General features: G+C 67.5%; 21 protein-coding genes. 6 read left to right on the plus strand and 15 right to left on the minus strand.

From position 1 onward, the window contains the following. Window positions 1–14 precede the first annotated feature (14 nt). Entirely contained in the window at window positions 15–716 is a 702-nt protein-coding gene (locus BLV49_RS00430) for an SDR family oxidoreductase (RefSeq protein ID WP_091178768.1), read from the plus strand. Here the strand turns inward: BLV49_RS00430 and BLV49_RS00435 are convergent. Beyond that, entirely contained in the window at window positions 682–1,824 is a 1,143-nt protein-coding gene (locus BLV49_RS00435) for a glycosyltransferase family 9 protein (protein ID WP_091178770.1), read from the minus strand. The two genes, BLV49_RS00430 and BLV49_RS00435, sit on opposite strands and share 35 nt — an antisense overlap. Before the next feature lie 130 nt (window positions 1,825–1,954). On the opposite strand from BLV49_RS00435, the gene BLV49_RS00440 reads away from it, so the two are divergent. Genes BLV49_RS00440 through BLV49_RS00455 form a run of 4 tightly spaced genes read left to right on the plus strand, consistent with a single transcriptional unit; the run spans window position 1,955 to window position 5,916 of the window. After that, entirely contained in the window at window positions 1,955–3,352 is a 1,398-nt protein-coding gene (locus tag BLV49_RS00440; RefSeq protein ID WP_091178772.1) for an aldehyde dehydrogenase family protein, read from the plus strand. Beyond that, window positions 3,349–4,833: a D-glycero-beta-D-manno-heptose 1-phosphate adenylyltransferase gene (gene rfaE2 / locus BLV49_RS00445; protein WP_091178774.1), complete on the plus strand. Its 1,485-nt coding sequence runs from the start codon at window positions 3,349–3,351 to the stop codon at window positions 4,831–4,833. Before BLV49_RS00440 ends, rfaE2 begins: the two co-directional genes overlap by 4 nt. Window position 4,834: 1 nt before the next feature. Then, window positions 4,835–5,728, plus strand: a complete 894-nt coding sequence (locus BLV49_RS00450) for a glycosyltransferase family 2 protein (protein WP_245723478.1) — start codon at window positions 4,835–4,837, stop codon at window positions 5,726–5,728. Then, a complete protein-coding gene (locus BLV49_RS00455; RefSeq protein WP_091178776.1) occupies window positions 5,728–5,916 on the plus strand; it encodes a DUF2795 domain-containing protein in 189 nt (62 codons plus the stop codon). The genes BLV49_RS00450 and BLV49_RS00455 overlap by 1 nt, the downstream gene beginning before the upstream one ends. A gap of 27 nt (window positions 5,917–5,943) precedes the next feature. Here the strand turns inward: BLV49_RS00455 and pth are convergent, their stop codons facing one another. The 6 genes from pth to uidB form a co-directional block, all read right to left on the minus strand. Next, window positions 5,944–6,528 (minus strand): aminoacyl-tRNA hydrolase, encoded by a 585-nt coding sequence (gene pth, locus BLV49_RS00460; protein WP_091178778.1) that lies wholly within the window; start codon window positions 6,526–6,528, stop codon window positions 5,944–5,946. A 75-nt stretch (window positions 6,529–6,603) separates the two neighbouring features. Continuing rightward, a complete protein-coding gene (locus tag BLV49_RS00465; protein ID WP_091178779.1) occupies window positions 6,604–7,209 on the minus strand; it encodes a 50S ribosomal protein L25/general stress protein Ctc in 606 nt (201 codons plus the stop codon). A 183-nt stretch (window positions 7,210–7,392) separates the two neighbouring features. Then, window positions 7,393–8,349, minus strand: coding sequence for a hypothetical protein (locus tag BLV49_RS00470; RefSeq protein ID WP_143033915.1), 957 nt, complete (start codon window positions 8,347–8,349; stop codon window positions 7,393–7,395). Window positions 8,350–8,416: 67 nt separating this feature from the next. After that, window positions 8,417–8,950, minus strand: coding sequence for a gluconokinase (locus tag BLV49_RS00475; RefSeq protein ID WP_091178783.1), 534 nt, complete (start codon window positions 8,948–8,950; stop codon window positions 8,417–8,419). 23 nt (window positions 8,951–8,973) lie between these two features. Next, window positions 8,974–10,212 (minus strand): D-mannonate dehydratase ManD, encoded by a 1,239-nt coding sequence (manD, locus tag BLV49_RS00480; RefSeq protein WP_091178785.1) that lies wholly within the window; start codon window positions 10,210–10,212, stop codon window positions 8,974–8,976. Window positions 10,213–10,258: 46 nt separating this feature from the next. Beyond that, window positions 10,259–11,731, minus strand: a complete 1,473-nt coding sequence (uidB, locus tag BLV49_RS00485) for a glucuronide transporter (protein WP_091186515.1) — start codon at window positions 11,729–11,731, stop codon at window positions 10,259–10,261. A gap of 263 nt (window positions 11,732–11,994) precedes the next feature. On the opposite strand from uidB, the gene BLV49_RS00490 reads away from it, so the two are divergent. Then, window positions 11,995–12,855: a sugar phosphate isomerase/epimerase family protein gene (locus tag BLV49_RS00490; RefSeq protein WP_245723479.1), complete on the plus strand. Its 861-nt coding sequence runs from the start codon at window positions 11,995–11,997 to the stop codon at window positions 12,853–12,855. A 63-nt stretch (window positions 12,856–12,918) separates the two neighbouring features. Here the strand turns inward: BLV49_RS00490 and BLV49_RS00495 are convergent, their stop codons facing one another. The 8 genes from BLV49_RS00495 to BLV49_RS00530 form a co-directional block, all read right to left on the minus strand. Further along, window positions 12,919–13,959: a LacI family DNA-binding transcriptional regulator gene (locus tag BLV49_RS00495; RefSeq protein ID WP_091178787.1), complete on the minus strand. Its 1,041-nt coding sequence runs from the start codon at window positions 13,957–13,959 to the stop codon at window positions 12,919–12,921. A gap of 114 nt (window positions 13,960–14,073) precedes the next feature. After that, on the minus strand, window positions 14,074–14,925 hold the full coding sequence (locus BLV49_RS00500) for an ATP-binding cassette domain-containing protein (RefSeq protein WP_091178788.1): 852 nt from the start codon (window positions 14,923–14,925) through the stop codon (window positions 14,074–14,076). Between the two features lies 1 nt (window position 14,926). Further along, the gene (locus BLV49_RS00505; RefSeq protein ID WP_091178790.1) at window positions 14,927–16,792 is read right to left on the minus strand and encodes a dipeptide/oligopeptide/nickel ABC transporter permease/ATP-binding protein; all 1,866 of its coding nucleotides are present in this window, start codon (window positions 16,790–16,792) and stop codon (window positions 14,927–14,929) included. Next, window positions 16,789–17,730, minus strand: a complete 942-nt coding sequence (locus tag BLV49_RS00510; RefSeq protein WP_091178792.1) for an ABC transporter permease — start codon at window positions 17,728–17,730, stop codon at window positions 16,789–16,791. Before BLV49_RS00510 ends, BLV49_RS00505 begins: the two co-directional genes overlap by 4 nt. A gap of 61 nt (window positions 17,731–17,791) precedes the next feature. Then, window positions 17,792–19,333 carry an ABC transporter substrate-binding protein gene (locus BLV49_RS00515; protein WP_091178793.1) on the minus strand — a complete coding sequence of 514 codons (1,542 nt, stop codon included), beginning with the start codon at window positions 19,331–19,333 and terminating at the stop codon, window positions 17,792–17,794. 206 nt (window positions 19,334–19,539) lie between these two features. Then, on the minus strand, window positions 19,540–20,706 hold the full coding sequence (locus BLV49_RS00520) for a Gfo/Idh/MocA family protein (RefSeq protein WP_091178795.1): 1,167 nt from the start codon (window positions 20,704–20,706) through the stop codon (window positions 19,540–19,542). Beyond that, entirely contained in the window at window positions 20,703–21,734 is a 1,032-nt protein-coding gene (locus BLV49_RS00525) for a Gfo/Idh/MocA family protein (protein ID WP_091178797.1), read from the minus strand. Before BLV49_RS00525 ends, BLV49_RS00520 begins: the two co-directional genes overlap by 4 nt. Then, a complete protein-coding gene (locus BLV49_RS00530) occupies window positions 21,731–22,579 on the minus strand; it encodes a sugar phosphate isomerase/epimerase family protein (protein WP_091178799.1) in 849 nt (282 codons plus the stop codon). The genes BLV49_RS00525 and BLV49_RS00530 overlap by 4 nt, the downstream gene beginning before the upstream one ends. Window positions 22,580–22,684 lie beyond the last annotated feature (105 nt).

The following is a 22,684-nucleotide window of genomic DNA, read 5'->3' on the forward strand; positions in this document are numbered from 1 at the left end:
AAGGACGACACACCATGGCAGATCCGACCATCCTGACCGGACGCATTCTCATCACCGGCGGAGGCTCCGGCCTCGGCGCCGCAGTGGCCGACGCCGTCGACGCCGCGGGAGGAGCCCCGATCATCCTCGATCGCGACGTGAGCAACGTGGGCGGCCACACCGCCTACGAGGCCGACGTCTCCGACGGCCGCGCCGTCGAGGAGCGCGTGCGCGCGATCGTCGAGGAGCAGGGCGGCCTCGAGGCGGTGGTGACGGCAGCGGGAATCGACCGTTGCGGCCGGCTCGAAGACGTCGCGGCCGAGGAGTGGGAGCGCGTCATCGCCGTCAACCTCCTCGGCACCGTCGCTGTCGTACGGGCGGCGCTGCCCGCCCTCATGAGCTCGCGCGGCCGCGTCGTCACCGTCGCCTCCAGTCTCGCCCTCAAGGCGGTGTCGGACGCGACGGCGTACTGCGCGTCGAAGTTCGGCGTGCTCGGCTTCTCCCGCGCCCTCGCGGCCGAGACGCGCGGTCAGATCGGCGTGACGACGCTCGTGCCCTCGGGGATGCGCACGCACTTCTTCGACGATCGGGACGAGAAGTACAAGCCGTCCGACGACGCGAACCTCAACGACCCGACGGCCGTCGCGAACGCCGTGCTGTTCGCGCTGGGGCAGCCAGAGGGCTGCGAGGTGCGCGAGCTCGTCATCTGCCACGAGGAGGAGGAGTCATGGCCGTGATCGCCGCGACGTCGTCCCACACGGCGTCCGCGCTCACGTCGTCGACGAATGAGACGTCGTGCTCGCAGCGCTCCGCGGTCCAGCCCGCTTGAGTCGCATCGCGGCCGCACACCGGGCAGTGCGTCGTCCACGACAGCTGCATGCGGTGGCGGCCGCGCTCGAGCGGGCTCGCGTTGACGACATTCCCGAACCAGTAGACGGATGCCGTCGGCGTGCCGACCGCCTGGGCGAGGTGCCGCGGTCCGCTGTCGTTGCCGAGGAACGCATCGGCCGTGGCGAGCACGCCGACGAGCTCCGAGAGACCGAGGTCTCCCGCGCGCGACGTGATGCGTTCGGCATCCGCCCCCGCGAGCGCTGAGCCGCGACGCGTGATCTCGTTCACGGCGTCCACGTCGGCGACGCCGCCGATGACGAGCGCGCTGCCCCCTGCGCGGACGAAGCGCGCCGCCAGTTCGGCGAAGCGCTCCGCAGGCCAGCGCCGCCGCGGATCCGTCGCTCCGGGATGCACGGCCAGAACTGGCCCGTCGAGCGCCGCCGTGAGCGCCGTCCCCGCGCGCAGGTCCTCGTCCGTCGGCGTGAGCCGCGGTTCGAGAGCGACGGGCGCCGCTCCGGCGAGCGCGACGACTTCGAGGGCGCGCAGCACTTCGTGCTGGTAGTAGACATAGGGCAGCGTGCGTTCGAGGGCCGGCGCGTCGGGAGTGCCGGTTCCCACAGTGTGGGCGGCGCCGAGCCGCGCGAGGAACGGATTCGAGTTGCGGCCGCCGCCGTGCACTTGCACGGCGAGGTCGAAGCGGCCGGAGAGCCGCGCGAAGAACGCCTCCACTGCGGCCGGATCCGGGGTCCCGTCGCGCACGCCGGGCGCGACGGGAAGCTCCTCGACGCTCGCCACCGCGGGGAACCGGCCGCCGAGCAGCTCGGCGTGCAGCGGCATCCCGAGCACGGTGATGTCCGCCTGCGGGTATGCCGCGTGCAGCGCCTCGAGAGCGGGTGCGGCGAACAGCAGGTCGCCGAGACCGCCGCCGCGCAGCACGGCGATGGACTCCACGGATTCGAAGCGGTCGCCGAGGTTCGCGAATGCGGTCGCCGAGCCGGGGGAAGGGAGTGTCATCGCGCAAGTGCCTTTCTCTGTTCTTCGGTCTTGTTCCCCTTCGCGGTGCTCGGCAAACCCTTAGCCGCGCCAGGTGTAGAAGCGGCGCCCGGTGGGTAGTTCCTAGTCACGACTTCGAGAGGGAGGCTCCATGACCGTGACCGACGCCCGCACCGGGCTCGACGACGAACTCATCACGATCAGCGACCCGCGCACGGGCGAGCCCGTCGGCTCGCTCCCGGCGGCGAGCGCGACAGCCGTCGCCGACGCGTGCCGCCGCTCCGAAGCGGCGTTCCCCGGGTGGGCGCGCGTGGCTCCCTCGGAGCGCGGAGCGGCCCTCGCCGAGGCGGCGACGGTTCTCGAGAAGCACGCGGACGAGCTCGCCGCCCTCACGCAGCGCGAGACGGGGAAGCCCTACGATGACGCGCGCGGCGGCGTGCTCGCCGGCGTCGGCACGCTGCGGCAGTACGCCGAGCTGGGGCCTCTGCATCAGGGCGAGCGCCTCGCCGGCGCCGTGGGAGCGGTCGACTACTCCGTTCCGGAGCCGCGCGGCGTCGTCGCCGTCATCACGCCGTGGAACGACCCCGTCGCGATCGCGTGCGGACTCGTCGGCGCGGCGCTCGTGACGGGCAACACCGTGCTGCACAAGCCGAGCGAGCGCTGCCCGCACGTGGGCGAGCGGCTCGGCGAGCTGCTCGAGCCGGTCTTCCCGGCCGACGTGCTCCGCACGCTCACGGGAGGCGGCGAGACCGGCGCCGCGCTCGTCTCGCAGCCGCACGTCGCGATGATCGCGCACGTGGGGTCCACGGCGACGGGCGAGCGCATCTCCCGCGCCGCCGCGCTCACCGGCGCCCACGTGATCCGGGAGAACGGCGGGAACGACGCGCTCATCGTCGACGCGGGAGTGGATGCCGCGTGGGCGGCGTCGCAAGCGGCGCTCGGCAGCTTCGCGAACAGCGGGCAGATCTGCACATCGGTCGAGCGGATCTTCGTGCACGACGACATCGCGGACGCCTTCATCGCGGCGCTCTGCGCCGAAGCCCGCGAACGCAACGACGGCGGCGAGCTCGGCCCGCTCGTCGACGAGCGCATGCGCCGCGAGGTGCACGAGCAGCTGACCGCCTCAGTCGCAGAGGGAGCGCGCGTGCTCGTGGGCGGCGAGATCCCGAGCGGGCCGGGGTCCGCCTACCCCGCGACTGTCGTCGTGGACTGCGCGGCCGACTTGCCGCTGTTCGGCGAGGAGACCTTCGGGCCGATCGCGGCGGTGCAGCGCGTCGCCTCCTTCGAGGACGCGCTCGCAGCGGCATCCGCCGATCGCTATGGCCTCGCTGCGACGGTGCTGACCGATTCGCTCGCGCATGCCGAGCGGGCGGCGGCGGAGCTGCCGGTCGGCACGGTGAAGGTCAACGCGGTATTCGGCGGCGCACCCGGCGGCTCCGCCGAGCCGCGCGGAGCGAGCGGGACCGGCTTCGGCTACGGCCCGAGGCTGCTCGACGAGATGACACGGCTCAAAGTCGTGCACATGGGGCGCGCGGAGGTGGCGTCATGACGGCGACGCTCACGGCGGGTCTTGTCACCGAGCTCGCGGCGGCCGCTCCCAAGATCCTCGTGATCGGCGATCTCGTTCTCGACGGCTGGTGGGACGGCCAGGCCGAGCGCATGAGCCGCGAGGCGCCCGCGCCCGTCGTCGAGATCGCGGAGCGCCGGTTCGCGGCCGGCGGTGCCGCGAACACGGCCGTCAACCTCGCGGCGATGGGTGCCGACGTGTGCGTGATCGGCGTCATCGGCGACGACGAGGCCGGCCGTCGCTTGCGCGGCATTCTCGACGACGCGGGCGTGGATACGCGCGCGATCGTGGAGACGGATGCGGCGCACACGATCGCAAAGAACCGCATCGTGAGCGAGGACCAGGTGCTCGTGCGACTCGACGACGTCAACGACTCCGACTATCCGGCGCCGGTCGTCTCGGCCGTGACGGATGCCGCTACCCGGCTCGCCGCCTGGGCCGACGCGGAAGTGGTCTGCGACTACGGCTGCGGACTGCTCAGCGCCGACGTGCTCGATCATCTTGCCGCGCGCGAGCGCCGGCCGCGGCCGTGCATCGTCGACGCGCACGACCTTGACCGCACGGCGGTGCTGCGACCGGACGTCGTCACCCCCAACGCCGCGGAGTTCGCCCGACTCTGCGGGGAGTTCGGGCGCACCGATCGCGCGTCCGCGGCGCTGCGCTGCCGTGATGCGCTGCTTTCCGCGAGCGGCGCGCGATCGGCGGTCGTCACGCTCGATCGCGAGGGCAGCATCGCGCTCGGCGAGGACGGGAGCAGCCACCGCACGTTCGCGCACCCCTCGCACGAACGCCAGGCGTCGGGAGCGGGCGACACGTTCACGGCGGCCCTCGCGCTCGCGCTCGCGTGCGGGCTCGAGCTGCCCGTCGCCGCGGATCTCGCGCAGCTCGCCGCCGACATCGTGGTGCGCCGCGACGGCACGTCGGTGTGCTCGAGCAGGGACCTGCGGGCCGAGCTCTCGCCCTCGGACGACGTGGCGATCGACGCGGAGGCGCTGGCGGACGCGATTGGGAGGCACCGTGCCGAGGGCCGCCGCGTGGTGTTCACGAACGGCTGCTTCGACGTCGTGCACCGCGGCCATACGACGTCGCTGCGGCAAGCGCGCCGGCTCGGGGATGTGCTCGTCGTCGCGATCAACGACGACGCTTCGGTTCGACGTCTCAAGGGGCCTGATCGTCCCGTCAACACGGCCGCGGACCGGGCCGCCGTTCTGGCAGCGCTCGAGTGCGTCGACTACGTGACCGTGTTCTCGACCGACACGCCGATTCCGCTGCTCGAGCTCATCAAACCCGACGTCTACGCGAAGGGCGGCGACTACACCCCGGAGATGCTGGCCGAGACGAGCGTCGTGCAGGGCTATGGCGGGATCGTGCACATGCTCGACTACGTTGAGTCGCACTCGACGAGCGGGATCGTCGAGCAGATCAGGGAGCGGCGCGCCAGCCCGGTGTCGGGAGGCGAGTGACGTGCAGAGCCGCCGGTGGTCGGGGGCATGGGCGCGAGAGCACGCTCACGGCCCAGATCCTCTCGTCGACGTCCTCATCCCCACGGTGGGCCGGCGGGCCGAGCTCGCCGTGACGCTCGCGGGACTCGCGGCGCAGGATGATCCGCCGTTCGGCGTCGTCGTGAGCGACCAGTCGGACGATGGCGTCGAGAGCGCTGCGGCGGTCGCTGCGATGCTTCGGATCCTCGAGGCGCAGGGACGCCCGGTCTCGGTGAAGCGTCATCTGCCGAGGCGCGGTCTCGCGGAGCAGCGGCAGTTTCTCCTCGACCAGTCGTCGGCGGAGTACGTCTTGTTCCTCGACGACGACATCTGGCTTGAGCCCGGAACGCTCTCCCGTCTCGTCGACGCGATCAGCTCGCTCGGCTGCGGCCTCGTCGGCTCTGCCGTGCAAGGACTGTCCTTCCTCGACGACGTGCGCCCGCGTGAGCAGCATCCGCTCGAGTGGTGGGACGGCGACGTCGTGCCGGAGAGGATCACGCGCCACTCCCCCGAGTTCGAGCGCTGGACGCTGCACAACGCGGCGAACCTCGCTCACGCCGCCGCGCACGCCGACATCGCGGAGGGCGGCTGGCGCGCGTACAAGATCGCGTGGGTCGGCGGATGCTGCCTGTTCCGCCGCAGCGCCCTCATCGAGTGCGGCGGCTTCCGCTTCTGGCGCGAGTTGCCCGTCCAGCACGTGGGCGAGGACGTCGTCGCCCAGTGGCGCGTGATGGAGAGATTCGGGGGTGCGGGCCTGCTGCCGAGCGGCGCCGTGCACCTCGAGGCCCCCACGACGATCACCGATCGCGACGTGGAGGCGGCGGAGGCCGTCGGCACCGACGGCCCCGAAGGAAAAAGAGAAGGAAGGATGAGCTGATGGTTGACACGCCAAGCCCCATCGACGTGCAGAAGTACCTGGGAGGAATCGACTACCCGGCGTCGAAGGACGAGATCCTCGATCGTGCCAAGGAGTCGGGCGCCGGCGAGGACATCCTGCACGCGCTGCAGAACATTCCCGCCAAGGACTACGCGAAGCCGACGGACGTCAGCGCGGAACTCGGTTGAGCGGTGGGGGCTCCGGAATCGGGGCCCTCACTCCTTCGGCGCGTGAAACTTCTGCTGCGCCGCGAGCAGCCCCTCCTCGGCCACGCATTCGACAGCGTCGGCGGCATCGGCGAGGAGCGAGGGAAGAAGCTCGCGTTCGCCTCCCGTGAACGGCTTGAGAACGAAGTCGGCGGCATCCTGACGACCGGGGGGCCGGCCGATACCCACGCGCACTCGCACGAAATCGGGCGACACGGCCTTCGAGATGTCGCGGAGGCCGTTGTGACCGCCGTGCCCGCCGCCGATCTTGAGCTTGAGGGTGTCGAAGGGGATGTCCAGTTCGTCGTGCACCACGATGAGCTGGGCGGCGTCGAGCGAGTAGTAGTCGAGCAGGGCGGCGACGGGACCGCCGGACGTGTTCATGTATGACAGGCTCTTCGCGATGATGAGCTTCGCTGCCCCGGGGCGCACGCGCCCTTCGGCGACGACCGCGTGCGCGCGATGCCGCGCGAAACTCGCGCCGATGCGGCGAGCGAGCTCGTCGACGACCATCTGCCCCACGTTGTGCCGCGTCTTGGCGTAGCCCGGCCCCGGGTTGCCGAGGCCGACCACGAGCCACGTGTCCTGCGTCACGCGTTCCTCCCGTCATGCAGAACGGGCCTGCCGCGCGCTTCGCAGAAGCGGCTGGCAGGCCCGATCCGGTGAGCTCTACTCCGCGGCTTCGGCCTCGGTTGCAGCCTCCGCCTCAGCGGCCGCGGTCTCCGGCTCCTCGGGAGCGGCGGGAACCGTGATGTGCGCGAGCAGCAGGTCCTCGTCCTCGGCGAGGGTCGCACCCGCGGGAAGCGGAACGCTCTTCGCGAGGATCTGCGTGCCCTCTTCGGCGCCCTCAATGCTCACGACGACGTTCTGCGGAATGTTCGTGGCCTCGACCGACAGACGGATCGTGTTGATCTCGACGACGACGATCGTGCCGCTGAAGGACTCGCCCTCGAGGTGAACCGGCACCTCGACCTCGACCTTCTCGCCCTTGCGGACGACGATGAGGTCGACGTGCTCGATGATCTGCGTCACCGGGTCACGCTGCACGTCCTTGACGAGGGTGAGCTGCTTCTTGCCCTCGACGTCGAGCTCGACGACCGCGTTGGCGCGGCGCAGGAGCAGCATCGTCTCGTGTCCGGGAAGCGTCACGTGCTGCGGCTCGCCGCCGTGCCCGTAGACGACAGCAGGAATCTTGCCTGCGGCGCGGAGCTTGCGCGCCGCACCCTTTCCGAACGATTCGCGCGTCTCAGCGCTCAGCTTCTGCTCATCAGCCATGGTGTCTCCTCGCCGGTCCTACCGGCAGCTTGGGTGGGCACGCGGCCCAGTGTGGTTCTGTGTGTCGACTCGAACGCATGTCAGCGTGAGGAAAAGCCTGTGCCCATCCACCGCGTCGATTACGGACGCCGCAACGTCCCTCGCCGAAGTTCAATCCGCAAGTCTACCGCATGCGGTGCGGCGTCACCGTCCGCCGTCGAGGACGATGGTCGGGCTGCGCCGGGCGCCAAGCGTGAGGATGCGACCGCACGCCCCGGCCACGAGCAGCGTCACGGCGATCGCGGCGCTGAACCCGCACAGCGCCCAGGCGACGCCGACGCGTGTGAGCCATTGCGGCAGCAGCGAGTCGGTGCTCGGCGGCGCGGAGGAGAGGAACGCCCCGAGTGCGATCCACAGCGTCACCCAGAAGAGCGCGAACGCGTAGCTCCCGGCGCTCGAGTAGCGGCACGTCGCCGCGACGGTCCCGCACAGCAGCACGCCGGCGAGCAGGATCGCGAAGGGTCCGACGTCGAAAGTGCTCGGAACGAACGCCCGATAGGCGGCAAGCAGGTAGTTTCCGCCGATCCAGAGAAGGACGACGGCGGGGATGCTGAGCACGACGGCGCTCGCCATCGCGATGACGCGCCAGAGCGGTATGACCCCGCCCTGGGCGCGGCGCCGGCCTCCGATCCCGAACGCGGTGGCGAGGGAGACGGCACCGAACACGAGGAGGAAGCCCGACGCGATCGAGTATGCCGCCTGATCGCCGGATCCGGGGAGAACGAAGCCGTAGGCCCGGTTGAGCCAGTTCGCGGGGTGCAGATCCCACATGCTCGCGCTGAACGGGACGAGCAGTCCGACGAAGCCGAGGAGAATCTCGACGGTCGAGACGATCAGCAGGCCGAGGGTGGAGAGCAGGAGCGTCGATGCGGCGACGGCGAGGAGAACGAGGCCGCCCGCGATGAGCAGCCAGTTGGGGTGCCCGGCGAGCCCGTTTGTCGCGATGCCGGAGGCGACGTTCGCGCCGCCGGCGAACACGAGCCCGAGACCGGCGAACCGTGCGAGGATCGCGATGCCGGCGCTCAGCCAGCGGCGGGCCGTCGTGGGCTCGGCGAACGTCGGGCGCACAGGGCGCACGGCGGCATCCGGCATCTCGCTCACACCCTGAGTTTAGGGGCCTGACCGGGATCGGAGGGAGCGGACCGCGCGGCGCGGCCGGCGCGTCGCGTCAGGACGAGGCGCGCTCCCGCAGGTCGGGAAGCACGCTGCGGGCCTCCGCGATCACGTCGGGCACGGGCTGGTCGACGTCGACGACGGCTCCCGGCTCGTCGGATTCGAGAGGCTCAAGCGTCGCGAGCTGCGAGTCGAGCAGCGTCGCGGGCATGAAGTGGTCGCTGCGTCCCATCATGCGGCTCGCGAGGACTTCGCGAGTGCCGTTGAGATGGACGAACACAGCGTGCGGCGCGGACTCGAGAATGGCGTCGCGGTAGGAGCGGCGCAGCGCGGAGCAGGCGACGACGAGGCCGGTGCCGTTCTCGCCGGCCGCGTGCAGAACGCGGCCGACCTCCGCGAGCCATGGCCACCGGTCGTCGTCGGTGAGCGGCGTTCCCGCCGCCATCTTCGCTACGTTCTCGGCGGAGTGCAGGGAGTCGCCGTCGATGAACGGAACGCCGAAATCGCGCGCGATGAGCGCTCCGATTGTGCTCTTTCCGGATCCGGAGACCCCCATGATCACAACCTGCGGTGCGGCGTTCCCGTCCATCGTCGTCTTGTCCTTCTCTCGGCTTACCAGTCGTGAACCGTGCCGTCGGCGAGACGGTTGTACGGCAGGTAGGCGGTCTCATACGGGTACTTGCCGGCCTCGTCGGCGTCGAGCTCGACGCCCAGACCCGGCTTGTCGCCCGGGTGCAGGTAGCCGTCGACGAACGTCATCGACTGGTCGAAGACGGCGTTCGTCTTGTCGCCGTGCTGCATGTACTCCTGAATACCGTAGTTGTGAATCGCGAGGCCCACGTGCAGCTGAGCGGCGAAACCGACCGGCGAAATGTCCGTCGGACCGTGGAAACCGGACTTGATCTGGTACATCGCCGCGTAGTCCATGACCTTCTTCAACGGGGTGATACCGCCGAAGTGGGTCGAGGCCGCACGCACGTAGTCGATGAGCTGCTCCTTGATGAGCCCCTGGAAGTCCCAGACCGTGTTGAACACCTCGCCGATCGCGAGCGGCGTCGTGGTGTGCTGACGCACGAGGCGCAGCGCCTCCTGGTTCTCAGCCGGAGTGCAGTCCTCGAGCCAGAACAGGTCATACGGCTCAAGCGACTTGCCGAGCTTCGCCGCCTGCAACGGTGTCATCCGGTGGTGGCCGTCGTGCAGCAGCGGAAGCTCGGGACCGAACTCGTTGCGCACCGCCTCGAACACCGTCGGAACGTGACGCAGGTACGAGCGTGTGTCCCAGTCCTCCTGCGACGGCAGCGCACCACGCTGCGCCGGCTCGTGGTCGTAACGCACGCCTTCGTTGCCCGGAAGACCCTTGTTCGAGGCGATGCCGTAGATCGACTCAAGCCCCGGAACACCGGTCTGCACCCGGATCGACCGGTAGCCAAGCGACTGGTGCTCGCGAATGGAATCGAACAGCTCCGGCAGCTCCTTGCCCGACGCGTGGCCATATGCCATGAGCCCGTTGCGGCTCGCACCGCCCAGCAGCTGATACACCGGCATTCCTGCGGCCTTGCCCTTGATGTCCCACAGGGCCATGTCGACTGCCGCGATCGACGCCATCGTCACGGGACCGCGACGCCAGTACCCGCTGCGGTACAGGAACTGCCACGTGTCCTCGATCCGCGACGCGTCCTGCCCGAGCAGAAGCGGGATCACGTGCTCCTTGAGATACGCCGCGGCCGCGAGCTCGCGTCCGTTGAGGGTGGCGTCGCCGAGACCGGTGAGCCCGTCATCCGTCGTCAGCTTCAGCGTGACGAAGTTGCGGTCAGGGCTGGTGACGATGACCTCGGCCTTTTCGATTTTCACGAGAGAGTCTCCTTGGGAATCTTCGGGGATGGGGAAAGTGCGGCGGTCAGTCGACCGGCGGTGCGGTGTTGATGGGACGCTGAGCCTGGAACGACGCGGTGGACAGCGCGGGGTCGATTGCCGGTGTCTGACCAGTCTCTCGACGCGCTTCGATCTCTGCAACGATTTCGCGGTGCCGTGCGTCTGTAAGCGGGTAGAAGATCATGATGGCGATCGCGACGATGGAGCAGGCGAGCGGGATGAGTCCGGCGCCGGCTCGGATGCCGAGCTCGGCGTGCGCCGTCTGCTGAGCAGCACCGGCCGCATAGCCGCCCCACGAGAGTGCGAACGCTGCGAGGGCGCCGCCCACGGCCTGTCCAGTCTTCCGGGTGAAGGAGAAGAGCGCGTACGTGATGCCCTCAGAGCGCACACCGGTCTTCCATTCTCCGTACTCGACCGTGTCGGCCTCCAGCGTCCAGACCAGCATGTTCACGAGCACGATGCCGAGCTGCGCGAGCAGGAGTCCGACGAACCCGAGCCAGACGAGGCTGGCCGGCGTGAAGAACATGATCGCGCCGCCGGCGGCCATGATCACTCCGCCGGCGATGTAGCCGGCGCGCTTGCCCCAGGTGCGGACGAGCTTCGGCATCAGGGCGCCGAGGCCGAAGGTCATGATGATCTGTGCGATCGACACGGCGGCGTAGAGCGGGAGCGCGTGGAGGACGTCGCGGAGGTAGTACAGCTGCACCGTGCTGAGCGCCAGCATTCCCGTCAGGAACACGAACGAGCTCAGGCACAGCATGAGCAGCGGTCGGTTGTGCTTGAGGGTCGCGAAGCTCTGCTTCATGGTGACGTGCTGAACGTCACGGACGACGCGTTCCTTGGCGGTGAACGCGGTGAAGAGGTAGAGGCCGGTTCCCACGATCACGAAGCCGAGAGTCATGAAGGTGAACATCGTCTGCAGGTCGGCACCGGGCACGATGAGGGGTGCGACGAAGATCCCGAGAGCCGCGCCGACGATCATGGCGCCGATAGAACGGGCGCTGGCGAGCTTGGCGCGCTCGCCGGCATCCTGCGTCATAGCGCCAGCGAGTGAGCCGTAGGGGATGTTGACGAGGCTGTATGCGAGGCCGAGGGCGGCGTAGGTGAGGTACGCGTAGAGGAGCATGCCGCTGTGGCCGATCTGCGGGACGGAGAACGTCAGGCAGGAGAGCACGAGAAGCGGGACGGAGCCGAACATGATGAACGGCCGGAACTTTCCGAATCGCTTGCTGAAGACGCGGTCGACGATGCGCCCGGCGAGGACGTCCGAGAAGGCGTCGAAGATGCGGACGACGAGCAGGAGGGTTCCCGCGGCGGCCGCGGAGATTCCGGCGACATCGGTGTAGTAGACGAGCAGGAACATCGTCGCGGTCGTGAACGCGAGGTTGTTCGCGGCATCGCCGGCGCCGTAACCCACGATGCTCAGCGCGCTGAGCTTTCCGGGTCGCTTTCCCTGGGCAGCGGACCGCGCTTGTGCGGTTGCCTGTGTTTTCAGCATGAGACCTTCCTTCGCGTCATCGCGGGGCTGCACCCTTGCGACATCTCAGTAGCTGTGTGAGTTCAAGTGAACCACGGATGCCGCGAACTGGCAAGCGGTTGCCATTCCCGTTGTCGAGACCAGAATCGTGCATGATCCGTGGGGCACCGATCCGAGACAACCGGTTGCCAAATCCGAGGTGAGATGAAAGACTACAGGCGTTCCGCGCGAAGGCGCACACCGACGACGGCGCGCAGCCGTCGATTCCAACGAAGGAGAACCTGGTGGCGAAAATCGGCGTTCAGGCGATGATGCTCAAGGACAGCTTTGCCGAAGTCGGCCCATTCGAAACTCTCAAGCGCGTGACCGACATCGGTTACCACGCGGTGGAGATCTCGCAGATCCCGATGACGACGGAGAACGTCGACGAGCTCGTTCGCGCACGCGACGAGCTGGGCATGGATATCGCATCGCTCTCCACGGGGCTTCGCGGCAAAGCGGGCGTTCCGATGGACACACTCACCGAGGACTACGACAAGATCGTCGCGGACTGCAAGCGCCTCGACACGACGATGATCCGCATCGGGATGCTCCCGTTCGACGCGATGGCATCCCTCGACAAGGTTCTCGAGTTCTGCGATGACACCAACGCGTTCGCGAAGAGACTCGCCGACGACGGCATCCGTCTCTACTACCACAACCACCACATCGAGTTCGCAAAGTACGACGGCAAGCTGCTGCTCGACATCATCGCCGACCGCGCCCCGGACATGGGCCTCGAGCTCGACGTGCACTGGATCCAGCGCGGCGGCAAGGACCCGGTCACGACGATTCGCAAGTACAGCGACCGCGTCGCCATGATCCACCTCAAGGACTACCGCATCGGCCGGATGCCCGACGACGCGTTTGACGCCCTCGAGAAGGGCGACTTCCCCGCCTTCATGCAGGCCTTCACGGGCGTCGTGCAGTTCGCCGAAGTGGGCGAGGGAAACCTTGACTTCGCCGCCATCATTGAAGAGGCCAAGGCGAGCGACGCCGAGTATCTCTTGGTCGAGCAGGACCAGTTGTACGGCCGCAGCGTCTTCGACTGCCTGCAGACGTCGTACGACAACCTCACCGCGCTTGGCTACGGCGACCTCTTCTGAGTCGCACCTCACGCAGAAGAAGCGCCTCCCGCTGTTCAGCGGGAGGCGCTTCTGCGTTGTGATTCAGGACCGCGCGACACCCGTCGAACCCCGGATGATGAGCTCGGTCTCCAGCATGTCAACGGGCTTCCGCGCGCGCCCCGTGCCCTCGGAGCCGATCTGCTCGAGCGCGCGGTCCACCGCGATCTCCCCGGCGTCGGCGAGCGGCGAGCGCACCGTCGTGAGCGCGGGCGACGTGAAGTCGGAGCCGAAGATGTCGTCAAAGCCGACGATGCTGAACGCTCCCGGTACGGGAATGTCCTGTTCCCCCGCCGCCTGGAGGAGCCCGATCGCCATCAGGTCGTTGAACGCGATCACCGCCGTCGCGCGGGACGCGATCACGCGAGCGAGGGTGCTGCGCCCGCCCTCGATCGTCGGTTGGCTCGGTCCGATCTCGGAGATCGTCATCCCACGGGCCGGCGCGCCGGTCTGAAGGACACGGCGGCGCGCCGAGTTCATCCATGACCCGGACGGACCCGCGAGGAACGCGACGGAGCTGTGACCGAGCATCTCCAGGTGCGCGAGCGCCTGATCGATGCCCGGTTCGAGCTTGGGCGTGATGCACGGAACGCCTTCGATGTCGCGATTAATCGCCACGACGGGCTTCACGCTTGACAGGCCGCGGATCTGCTCGTCGGACAATCGAGAAGTGCCGAGGATGAGCGCGTCGACCGCGGGTTGGATCCGCTCCGCCGAGGTGGCCTCCCGCTCCCCCGATTCCTGCGACTCCGTGACCACAAGCGTGTAGCCGTGTCGGGCCGCCGCCCGTTCGGCACCACGGACGATGCCGAAGATCACCGGGTTGGTGATGTCGGCGATGAGCAGACCGAGCGTGTTCGTCTTCCCCGTCGGAAGAGCGCGCGCCATCGGGTTGAGCCGGTAGTTCAGCTCCTTCGCCGCCGCGTGGATCTTCGCCTCGGTCTTGACGTTGATGCGACCAGGCTGGCTCAGCGCCCGGGAGACCGTCGACGGGTTGACTCCGGCGAGCCTGGCGACATCGTAGATCGTGGGGGCCGAGCGGCTCCGCTTCCGTGTGGGCGCGGCGCCGGAGACGTCACTGGGCACGGTGTTCCTCCTTCACCCGGCTCGCGCGGGGGACGAAGTCGAGCCGGTTTCCGTGCCCGACTCTACGGCACCTCGCCCGGAGCTTCGCATCGCACGGGCCGTCGGGCTCCGAGTTCATGCCGCCGCCTGTTCAGCGAGCAGGCGCTTGCGCTCCGTCCGACGCTTCTCCTGACGATCAGGGTCGGGCACCGGTGATGCGAGCAGCAGGCGCTGCGTGTACGGGTGCTGAGGGTCGCGAGTGATCTGCCCGGCCAGGCCCTGCTCGACGATCTCACCGTGATACATCACCGCGACGCGATGGCTGATGTGCCGGACGACGTCGAGGTCGTGCGAGATGAAGAGGTAGGACACCCCGGTGTCGCGCTGGATCTGCAGGAACAGGTCGAGAACCGTCGCCTGCGTCGTCAGGTCGAGAGCCGACACCGGCTCGTCGCACACGATCAGCTTCGGCGAGAGCGCGAGCGCGCGGGCGATGGCCACCCGCTGTCGCTGGCCTCCCGAGAACTCCCGCGGCTGCCGGCTGAGAGCGTCGGACGGCAGGTTCACCTGGTCAAGAAGCTCCTTCACCCTCTTCCGCGAGTCCTTCTGGCTGATCCCCTGTATGCCGAGCGGTTCGGCGAGGATGTCGCCGATTGTCATCGCGGGGTTGAGCGACGTGTACGGGTCCTGGAACACGACTTGCAGATCCCGGCTGAGCGTCTGACGCTTCTTCCGCGAGGCATGGCTGATGTCGTCGCCCTCGAACGTGATCGTCCCCGCGGTGACGGGAGCGAGGCCCAGCACAGCCCGACCGAGCGTCGTCTTTCCCGAGCCGGACTCCCCCACGAGGCCGAGCGTCTCGCCCTGGCCGATCGAGATCGAGATGTCGGTGAGCGCCCGGAACGGCTTCGCCCGGAAGCCCTTGCTCGGATATTCGACGACGAGCTTGTCGACGTCGAGAAGTCGCGTCTTCGCGTCTTCAGTCATGTCAGTTTCCTCCTTCGCGCGCGGCGACGGCTTCGGGGTCCGCAGACGGCGCGGCATGCTCGGGCGCTGCGGCATTCTCTGGCGTCACGAGCATCGTCATCGGCGTCTTGTCCTCGAGCATCGACTTGAGCAGGTTGATCGTGTACGGGTCCTTCGGGTTCCGCAGCACCTCGCGCACCTCGCCGCCTTCGACGAGTCGCCCGTTCTGCATCACGACGACGCGGTCGCACAGGTCGGCGACGACGCCGAAGTTGTGGGTCACGAGGATGACGCCGACGCCGAGCCTCTTCTGCAGGTCGCGGATCAGATCGAGCACATCGGCCTGCACCGTCACGTCGAGGGCCGTAGTCGGCTCGTCGGCGATGATGAGGTCCGGCTCGCAGCTGATCGCTCCAGCGATGAGCACGCGCTGGGCCATGCCGCCCGAAACTTCATGGGGGTACGCGTCGAACGTGCGCTGCGGGTTCACGATGCCCACGTCGGCGAGAAGCCCGAGCGCGCGCTTCTTGGCCTCGCTTCGACTGATGCCGAGGACTCGCACCATGGGAGCCACGAGCTGCGATCCGATCGTGTATGCCGGGTCGAGGTTCGACATCGGCTCCTGCGGAATGTAGGAGATCCGATTGCCGCGCAGCTTCGACAGTCGCGACTGGCTCACGGTCTCCTCTCCGGGAGCGATCGTGTAATGGCCGTCGAACTGGATGCTGCCCGAGACGATGCGCGCCTCGGCGGGAAGCAGCCCGAGGATCGAGAACGCGGTCTGGGACTTCCCGGATCCGGATTCACCCACGATCCCGAGGACTTCGCCGCGGTCGACGGTGAACGACACGTCGCGCACCACCTCTTTGATGGCGTTTCCGGCCTGCGGGTATCCCACGGCGAGGTTCGAGACCTTCACCAGGTGCTTGCCGCCCTCCGGCACGGGAACACTGACTCGCCGCGTCGACGTGAGGGTGTTCTTGCGCGTCTTCGGCGTCTTCACCTTCTCGCGGTCTTCGAGTGCGTCGCGCACGGCGTTGCCGAGCAGGACGAGCGCGCCGATCGTCACGCCGATCGCGACCGCTGGCCACACGAGCAGCGCCGGGTCGAGGTATACGTTCTTGAATCCCTCGGCCATCATGACACCCCAAGTCGCCACGGCGGGGTCGCCGAGTCCCAGGAATTCAAGTCCGGACTGGATGGCGATAGCCACGCCGCACACGATCGCGGTCTGGATGATGATCGGTGCGCGCACGACCGAGAAGATGTGGCGGGCGATGATGCGTCCGTCGCTCAGTCCGGACACGCGGGCAGCGTCCACGTAAAGCTCATTGCGGACAGATTGCACAGCAGTACGGGTGAGCCGGAAGTATCCGGGGCTGATGAGCACACCGAACGCGATCATCGAGATCCAGACGGAGGGCCCGAAGGCCGCGCGGATCGTCAGCAGGAGGATGATGCCGGGGATCGCCATGAAGACGTTGACCACCCAGTTGGAGACGGAGTCGAAGAAGCCGCCGTAGTATCCGGCGATGAGTCCAGACGGGAGCCCAAGGGCGATTGCGACAGCGGCACAGAGAAGCGCCGAAAGCAGCGTCGTCTGGGTTCCGATGACGAGTCGACTGAACGTGTCACGTCCCGCACTGTCGGTGCCGAGCAGGTTGACGGCATCCGGGCCGGCAAGCGTCTTTGTGATCGTCGCGAAGTTGGCGTCGAACGGGGCGATCCACTGCGCGAGCACTGCCACGATGAACATGATGCCGAGCACGATGAGCGCAGTGGTGCCCATCGGATTGCGAAGGATTCGCTTGAAGACGTGCGTTCGCTGGATCGTGCCCTGCGACGCTTTGATCTTGACGGGCTCTTCTGCAATGGCCGATTCGGTCATGAGACACGCACCTTGGGGTTGAGCCACCCGTTCGCCAGGTCGACGAGCAGGTTGACGATGATGACAATGATGACGGTGTACAGGACGACGCCCATCACGAGCGGCGTGTCGCCGAGCGTCGTGGACTGCACGGCGAGTGCGCCCATCCCGGGGAGGGCGAAGATCTGCTCGATGATGACGACACCGCCGAGCATGCCGATGAAGTGCAGACTCAGGACGGTGAGGCCGGCCGGCGCGGCGCTGCGCAGGACGTGCTTGAACAGAATGACGGGCTCGGGGATGCCGCGACTGCGAAGCGTTCGCACGTAGTCCTTTTCGAGCTGCGTGATGACGGCGCTGCGGATCTGCTGCGCGCTGCTCGTGAGCCCGTTGACGACGAGGGCGATCGCGGGAAGCGTCAGGGAGAGAACCCAGGCCGTGCCCGCCGCTCCCGGCTGGATGCTGCTCGTCGCGGGGAACCAGCCGAGGCCGATGGCGAAGACCGTGACGAGGATGATGCCGAGCACGAAGCTCGGGATGGCCTCGCCGACGACGGCGCCGACTTGCACGACGCGGTCGATCCAGCCGCGCTTCACTGCCGCGGCCACACCGATGAGCGTAGCGAGGATCGCGATGCCGATGATGGCGACGATGACGAGAGTGAGGGTGACGGGAAGCCGGTTGAAGAGGGACGTCGTCACGGGTTCGTTTGTGAACCACGATGTTCCGAGGTTGCCGGTGATCGCCTGTCCTGCCCACTCGAAGAACCGGGTGAGGATGGGCTGGTCGAGTCCGAGCTCGTGCTCCTTGGCGGCGACCTGGTCCGGGGTGGCGAATTCGCCGAGGATGTTGCGGGCGATGTTAGCGCTTGAGAAGTACAGGAGGAAGAATGTCGCAACGGAGATTGCGACCAGCACGGTGACGCCGGAGGCGAGGCGCTTGAGGATGAAGGTCAGCATGAGTCGATCCGTAATTTCTGGCCGGATCGCGGGGGAAGCCGAAGCCTCCCCCGCGACTGCGTCAGGACGCCGGCGTGTAGTTGTACAGGTTGGGCGTGGCCTGCTGGACCTGCGGCACGACCGAGACCTTCTTGTCGTTGCTGTAGTACAGCTGGTTGACTCGGTAGAAGGGTGCGAACCAGGCGTTGTCAGTGACGTACTGGTTGACCTTCTTGGCGAGCTCGCCGCTCTTCTCGCCGCCGAAGTGCACGGCGTCGATGTCGGCCTGGAGTTCAGGGTCCGTCGTCTTGAACGGGTTGTAGGCGGCGTCCGTGGTGATCATCTGGCGGATCGCGACCCAGGGCTCGCCCTGGAAGATGCTGAACCAGGCGGAGGGGAACTTGCCCGCGATGATGTCTGTGACGTAGTTCGCCTGCGGAACAGAGCTCAGTTTGACGGTGATGCCGACGTCACCGAGCTGCTGCTTGACCATCGCCATGATGCTCTCGGTGCCCGGAAGCAGCGGGACGTTCATCGTGAAGCCGTCCTTGTAGCCGGCCTCCGCGAGCAGCTCCTTCGCCTTCTTGGGGTCGTAGGAGTAGGCGTCATCCAGTTCCGGAATGTAGGCGTCGGTCGTCTTGCCGAAGACCTGCGCCGTCACTTCACCCTCGCCAAGCGCAAGCTCCTTGAGCATCGTCTTGCGGTCGAAGGCGTAGTTGATGGCCTGGCGGACGCGAACGTCCTTGAGCTCGGGAACGACCTTTCCGCCTCGGTCGAAGAGGAGGAGACCCTGCCAGTCGACGGGGTAGCTCGTCTTCTTGAGCCCGGCCTTGTCGGCCTGCTTACTCGTCTGCGGGTCAAGGAGAACAGCGTCGACCTGTCCGGAGACGATGGCGTTGACGCGGGCTGTGACGTCGGTCAGAACCTTGAAGACGACCTTGTCGTACTTCTGCAGGTCCTTGTTCCAGTAGTCCTTGTTCTTCGTGAACGTGAACTGCGAGCCGTTGACGGTGCCGGACTTGTCGAGAACGTACGGACCTGAGCCGACCGGGTCGGTCTTGATGCCGTCCGTGCCGATCGCCTTGGGGCTGCCCATGAAGCCTGCCGCCTGGCTCAGGTAGTAGGTCATCGCCGGGTCCGGCTCGCTCAGGTTGATCGTGATCGTGTCATCGTCGACGACGTCGACGGACTTGATCGACTTGCCCTGGTTGGCGTCGGGGCCGTTCGCCTTCGTGAAGTGATCGAGGTTCGCCTTCGCGGCGTCAGCGTCGAACTTCTCACCGTCAGTGAAGGTCACGTCGTCCCGCAGGTCGACGGTCAGCTGCGTGTTGTCGTCGTTGTACTTCCAGTCGGTCGCGAGCATCGGCGCGAGCTTGCCGTCGGGCTGACGAAGAAGAAGCGTGTCGTATGCAGCCTGGTAGATCTGCATCTGGTGGCCGAGGTGCGCCTGCGCAGGGTCGAACGAGTTGATGTTCTGCAGGACGCCGAGAGTCAGCGTGCCGCCTGAGGCGGAGCCGCCGCCTCCACCACCGCCGGCATTGCCGCCGGCGCCAGAGCATCCGGTCAGCGCGAGCGCTGCCGCTGCAAGGACGGTCACAGGGACCGCCACGGGACGAAACTTCATTGTTCTTCTCCTTGAGGGATTGCTCTACTCTGAGTGCGCAACCGGTTGCCGATGGGGTTCGACTCTCGACTGCTAGGTTCAAACGTAGAGCACCATCGAGCGTTTGGCAACCGATTGACAGAATTGTGATCTTTTCGATTTCGCGACACGCAAAACGGCGGCCCGCCACCTCTCGGTGACGGGTCCTCGATATGCCAGACGAGCGCTCAGGAGCGAGTCGGGAACTTGCCTTCAGCCGCAATGCGCGCATTCAGTTCGGTGAGATAGCGCTCCTCGTCGAAGTTCACCATGTCGACTTCTTCGCCGGTCCAGGCCGAGAGGTGCATCGCGTTCGCAAGGCGCACGCCGTTGATACCGTCGGGGCCCGGAGCGATCAGCGGAGTGCCATCGAGGACGTTCGCGGCGAAATTCTCCATCACCGTGGCGTGCTGTAAGCCCCAGACGGACGTGTATTCCTTCACCTCGGTCGTGTAGAGCTCGCTCGTGTCCGCCTGTCCCATGAACATCTTGCGCACGTCCTCCATCGACATACCCTTGGACAGCTCCTGCTCGGCATCCTTCAGGCGCGTGATAGTGACCGTCTTGGAGTTGTCGACGACGACCTTGCCCTTGTCGAAGAGGATCTCAAGACGGTCGGTACCCACGAGGTCATGCGTGGCGGTCATGAAGTTGCCCGTCGCGCCGTCGCCGAAGTCGACGATCGCGTTGACCTCATCTTCAACGGCGATATCGCGGCGGAAGCCGAACGCGAGCTTGGCGAAGCAGGACTGGGGAACACCGCACAGCCATTGCCAGAGGTCGAGTTGATGCGGAGCCTGGTTGACGAGCACGCCGCCGCCTTCGCCACCCCACGTGGCGCGCCAGTCGGACTGGTCATAGTAACCCTGGGGGCGCCACCAGTTGGTGATGATCCACGAACTGTGCCGCAGGGCGCCGAGCTCGCCCGAGGCGATGAGCTCTCTCAAGTCGACGTAGAGCGGGTTGGTGCGCTGGTTGAAGAACACTCCGAAGGTGAGCTCCGGCTTTGTCGCGGCGTAGTCGATGACCTCGCGGGCCTGCTTGGTGTAGACGCCGACGGGCTTCTCGAGGAGGGCGTGCACGTCTTGCTGAAGCGCGGCGATGCCCATCTCGGGGTGCAGGTAGTGCGGCACGCACGTGACGATGGCGTCGACGTTGCCGGACTCGATCATCTCGACGTAGTCCTCGTAGAAGGGAACGCCGAGCTCGTCGGCACGGGCCTTCTTCTCGGTGAGGATGTCGCAGATCGCGCCGATCTCGACGTTCGGCACCTTGCCGTCGGCGATGAGGCCGGCGTACATGCCGCCCTCGGCACCGAGGCCGATGATGCCGAGGCGAACCTTCTTGTCTGTCATGCGGGAGTGCTCCGTTTCGTTGCGGGAAGGAATGACGCCACACGCTCGGGGTACGAGGCGGCGTAGACGTCGTAGATGATCTCGACGACGCTCGCGCCGTCGGCCGGTGAGATCCAGAAGGGTGCGGTGTCGTCGAGGGTGGCGTAGAAGTCGCCGATCAGGCGCTCGTGCGAGACGCCCCAGTAGGAGCGCTCCCCCGTCGCCGTGAGCGCTTCCGTAACCGTCTCGACGGTGCCGTCGGCGTAGCTCACTGTGAGGTCGCCGCGGATGCTGAGCTCGGCCCTCTCCGTGACGATGTCGATGCTCACGGGGTCGTTCGTCGCGTGCGTGTTCGTCGCGTAGAACACGGAGCGAGCGCCGTTCTCGTGCTGCAGCGTCATCTCGGCCGTGTCCTCGACCTCGATGGGCAGCGCTCGCGTCGCGGCGGTTCCCTCGACGGAGTCGACGGGACCGACGAGCCACTGCAGCAGGTCCAGCGTGTGGATCGCCTGGTTCATCAGCAGACCGCCTCCGCCGCCCTGCCAGGTTCCGCGCCACGGCGCCGCCTGGTAGTACTCGGGCGTGCGGTGCCAGATCACGGTGCCTGAGCCGCCGAGCACGCGGCCGAGCTTTCCGGAGGCGAGGAGCTCGTGCGCCGCGGCGACCGGAGTGTTGTAGCGGTTCTGGAAGCACACGGCGATCTTCGCGGTGCTGCGGTTCGCCGCGTCGACGACGGCTGCCGCTTCGACGGGGTCGTGGGCGACCGGCTTCTCGAGAATGACGTTCACGCCGGCGTCGAGCGCGGCGATCGCGATCTCGGCGTGCGTGGAGTGCGGGGTGCAGACGTGCACGACGTCCGGTGCCGCCTCGGCGAGGAGCTCACGGTGGTCGGCGAACGCGGGGACGCTCCAGCGGTCGGATGCCGCGGCGCGACGTGCGGCGTCGACGTCGCACACGGCGACGAGCTCGGCATCCGCCAGCTTCGAGATCGCGTCGAGGTGCAGGGCCGAGATGTCACCGAGGCCGATGACGGCGGCGCGGCGGGTCATTTCGTCGCCACGCCGATCCTCGACGTGAGCGAGGCGAACGCCCGGGCCGCCTCGCCGAAGGCGATGGGTCCGGAGAAGCCGCCGAGCGTGAAGGCCTCGTCGAGGTGCGGCTCGAGGGAGGCGAATCCGGTGTAGCCGTCGTCGCGCAGCGCGGTGATGGTCTTGAGCACTTGACCGTCGCCCTGGCCGGCGGGCACGACGGCGCCGGTGGCGGCGACGGCGTCCTTGACCTGCAGGTAGTCGAGGTAGGGGCGGAGCATCGCGTAGCCGTCGTCGTGCGGGTGCGCGACGCCGACCTGCACGAAGTTCGCGCTGTCCCAGGCGAGGCGAAGCGCCGGCGAGCCGACGGTCTCGACGAGGTCGAGGACGCGCTCGGGAGTGTCACCGTAGATGTCCTTCTCGTTCTCGTGCAGGAGCGTGACGTTCTCGCGCTCGGCCTCGTCGGCGAGCAGGCGCATGCGCGTCATGACGTCGTCGCGCGTGCTCTCGACCGAGACGCCCTCGCCGCGGAAGAAGGAGAAGATGCGGATGTTCTGAGCATCGAGGGCGTGTGTGACGCGGATGATGCGCTTCAGGCGCTGCACCTCGAGGTCGGGGTCGAGCGAGACGTCGACCTTGCCGATGGGAGAGGCGACGGCGGACACCCCCATCTCGGAGCTCTTGAGAAGCGCCGCGAGCTCGGCGAGCTGGTCGTCGTCGAGGTCGACGACGTTGACGCCCCAGGCACTGCGCACCTCGATGTGCCGGGCGCCGAGCGCCTTGAGCACGGCGACCTGGATGCGCGGGTCCTCGTCGATCTCGTCGCCGAAGCCTGAGAGGGTCCAGGTGACTGTGGGATCTGCCATGTCTGAATTACCGCCTTCTTGCATTGTTCACGTCCGCGGGAACCCTGCGCGCGGGCAAGGCAACACGACCACTCTAGACACACCACCGCGTTTGTGCAACCGATT

The organism is Paramicrobacterium humi (assembly GCF_900105715.1).
GTDB classification, from domain to species: domain Bacteria; phylum Actinomycetota; class Actinomycetes; order Actinomycetales; family Microbacteriaceae; genus Paramicrobacterium; species Paramicrobacterium humi.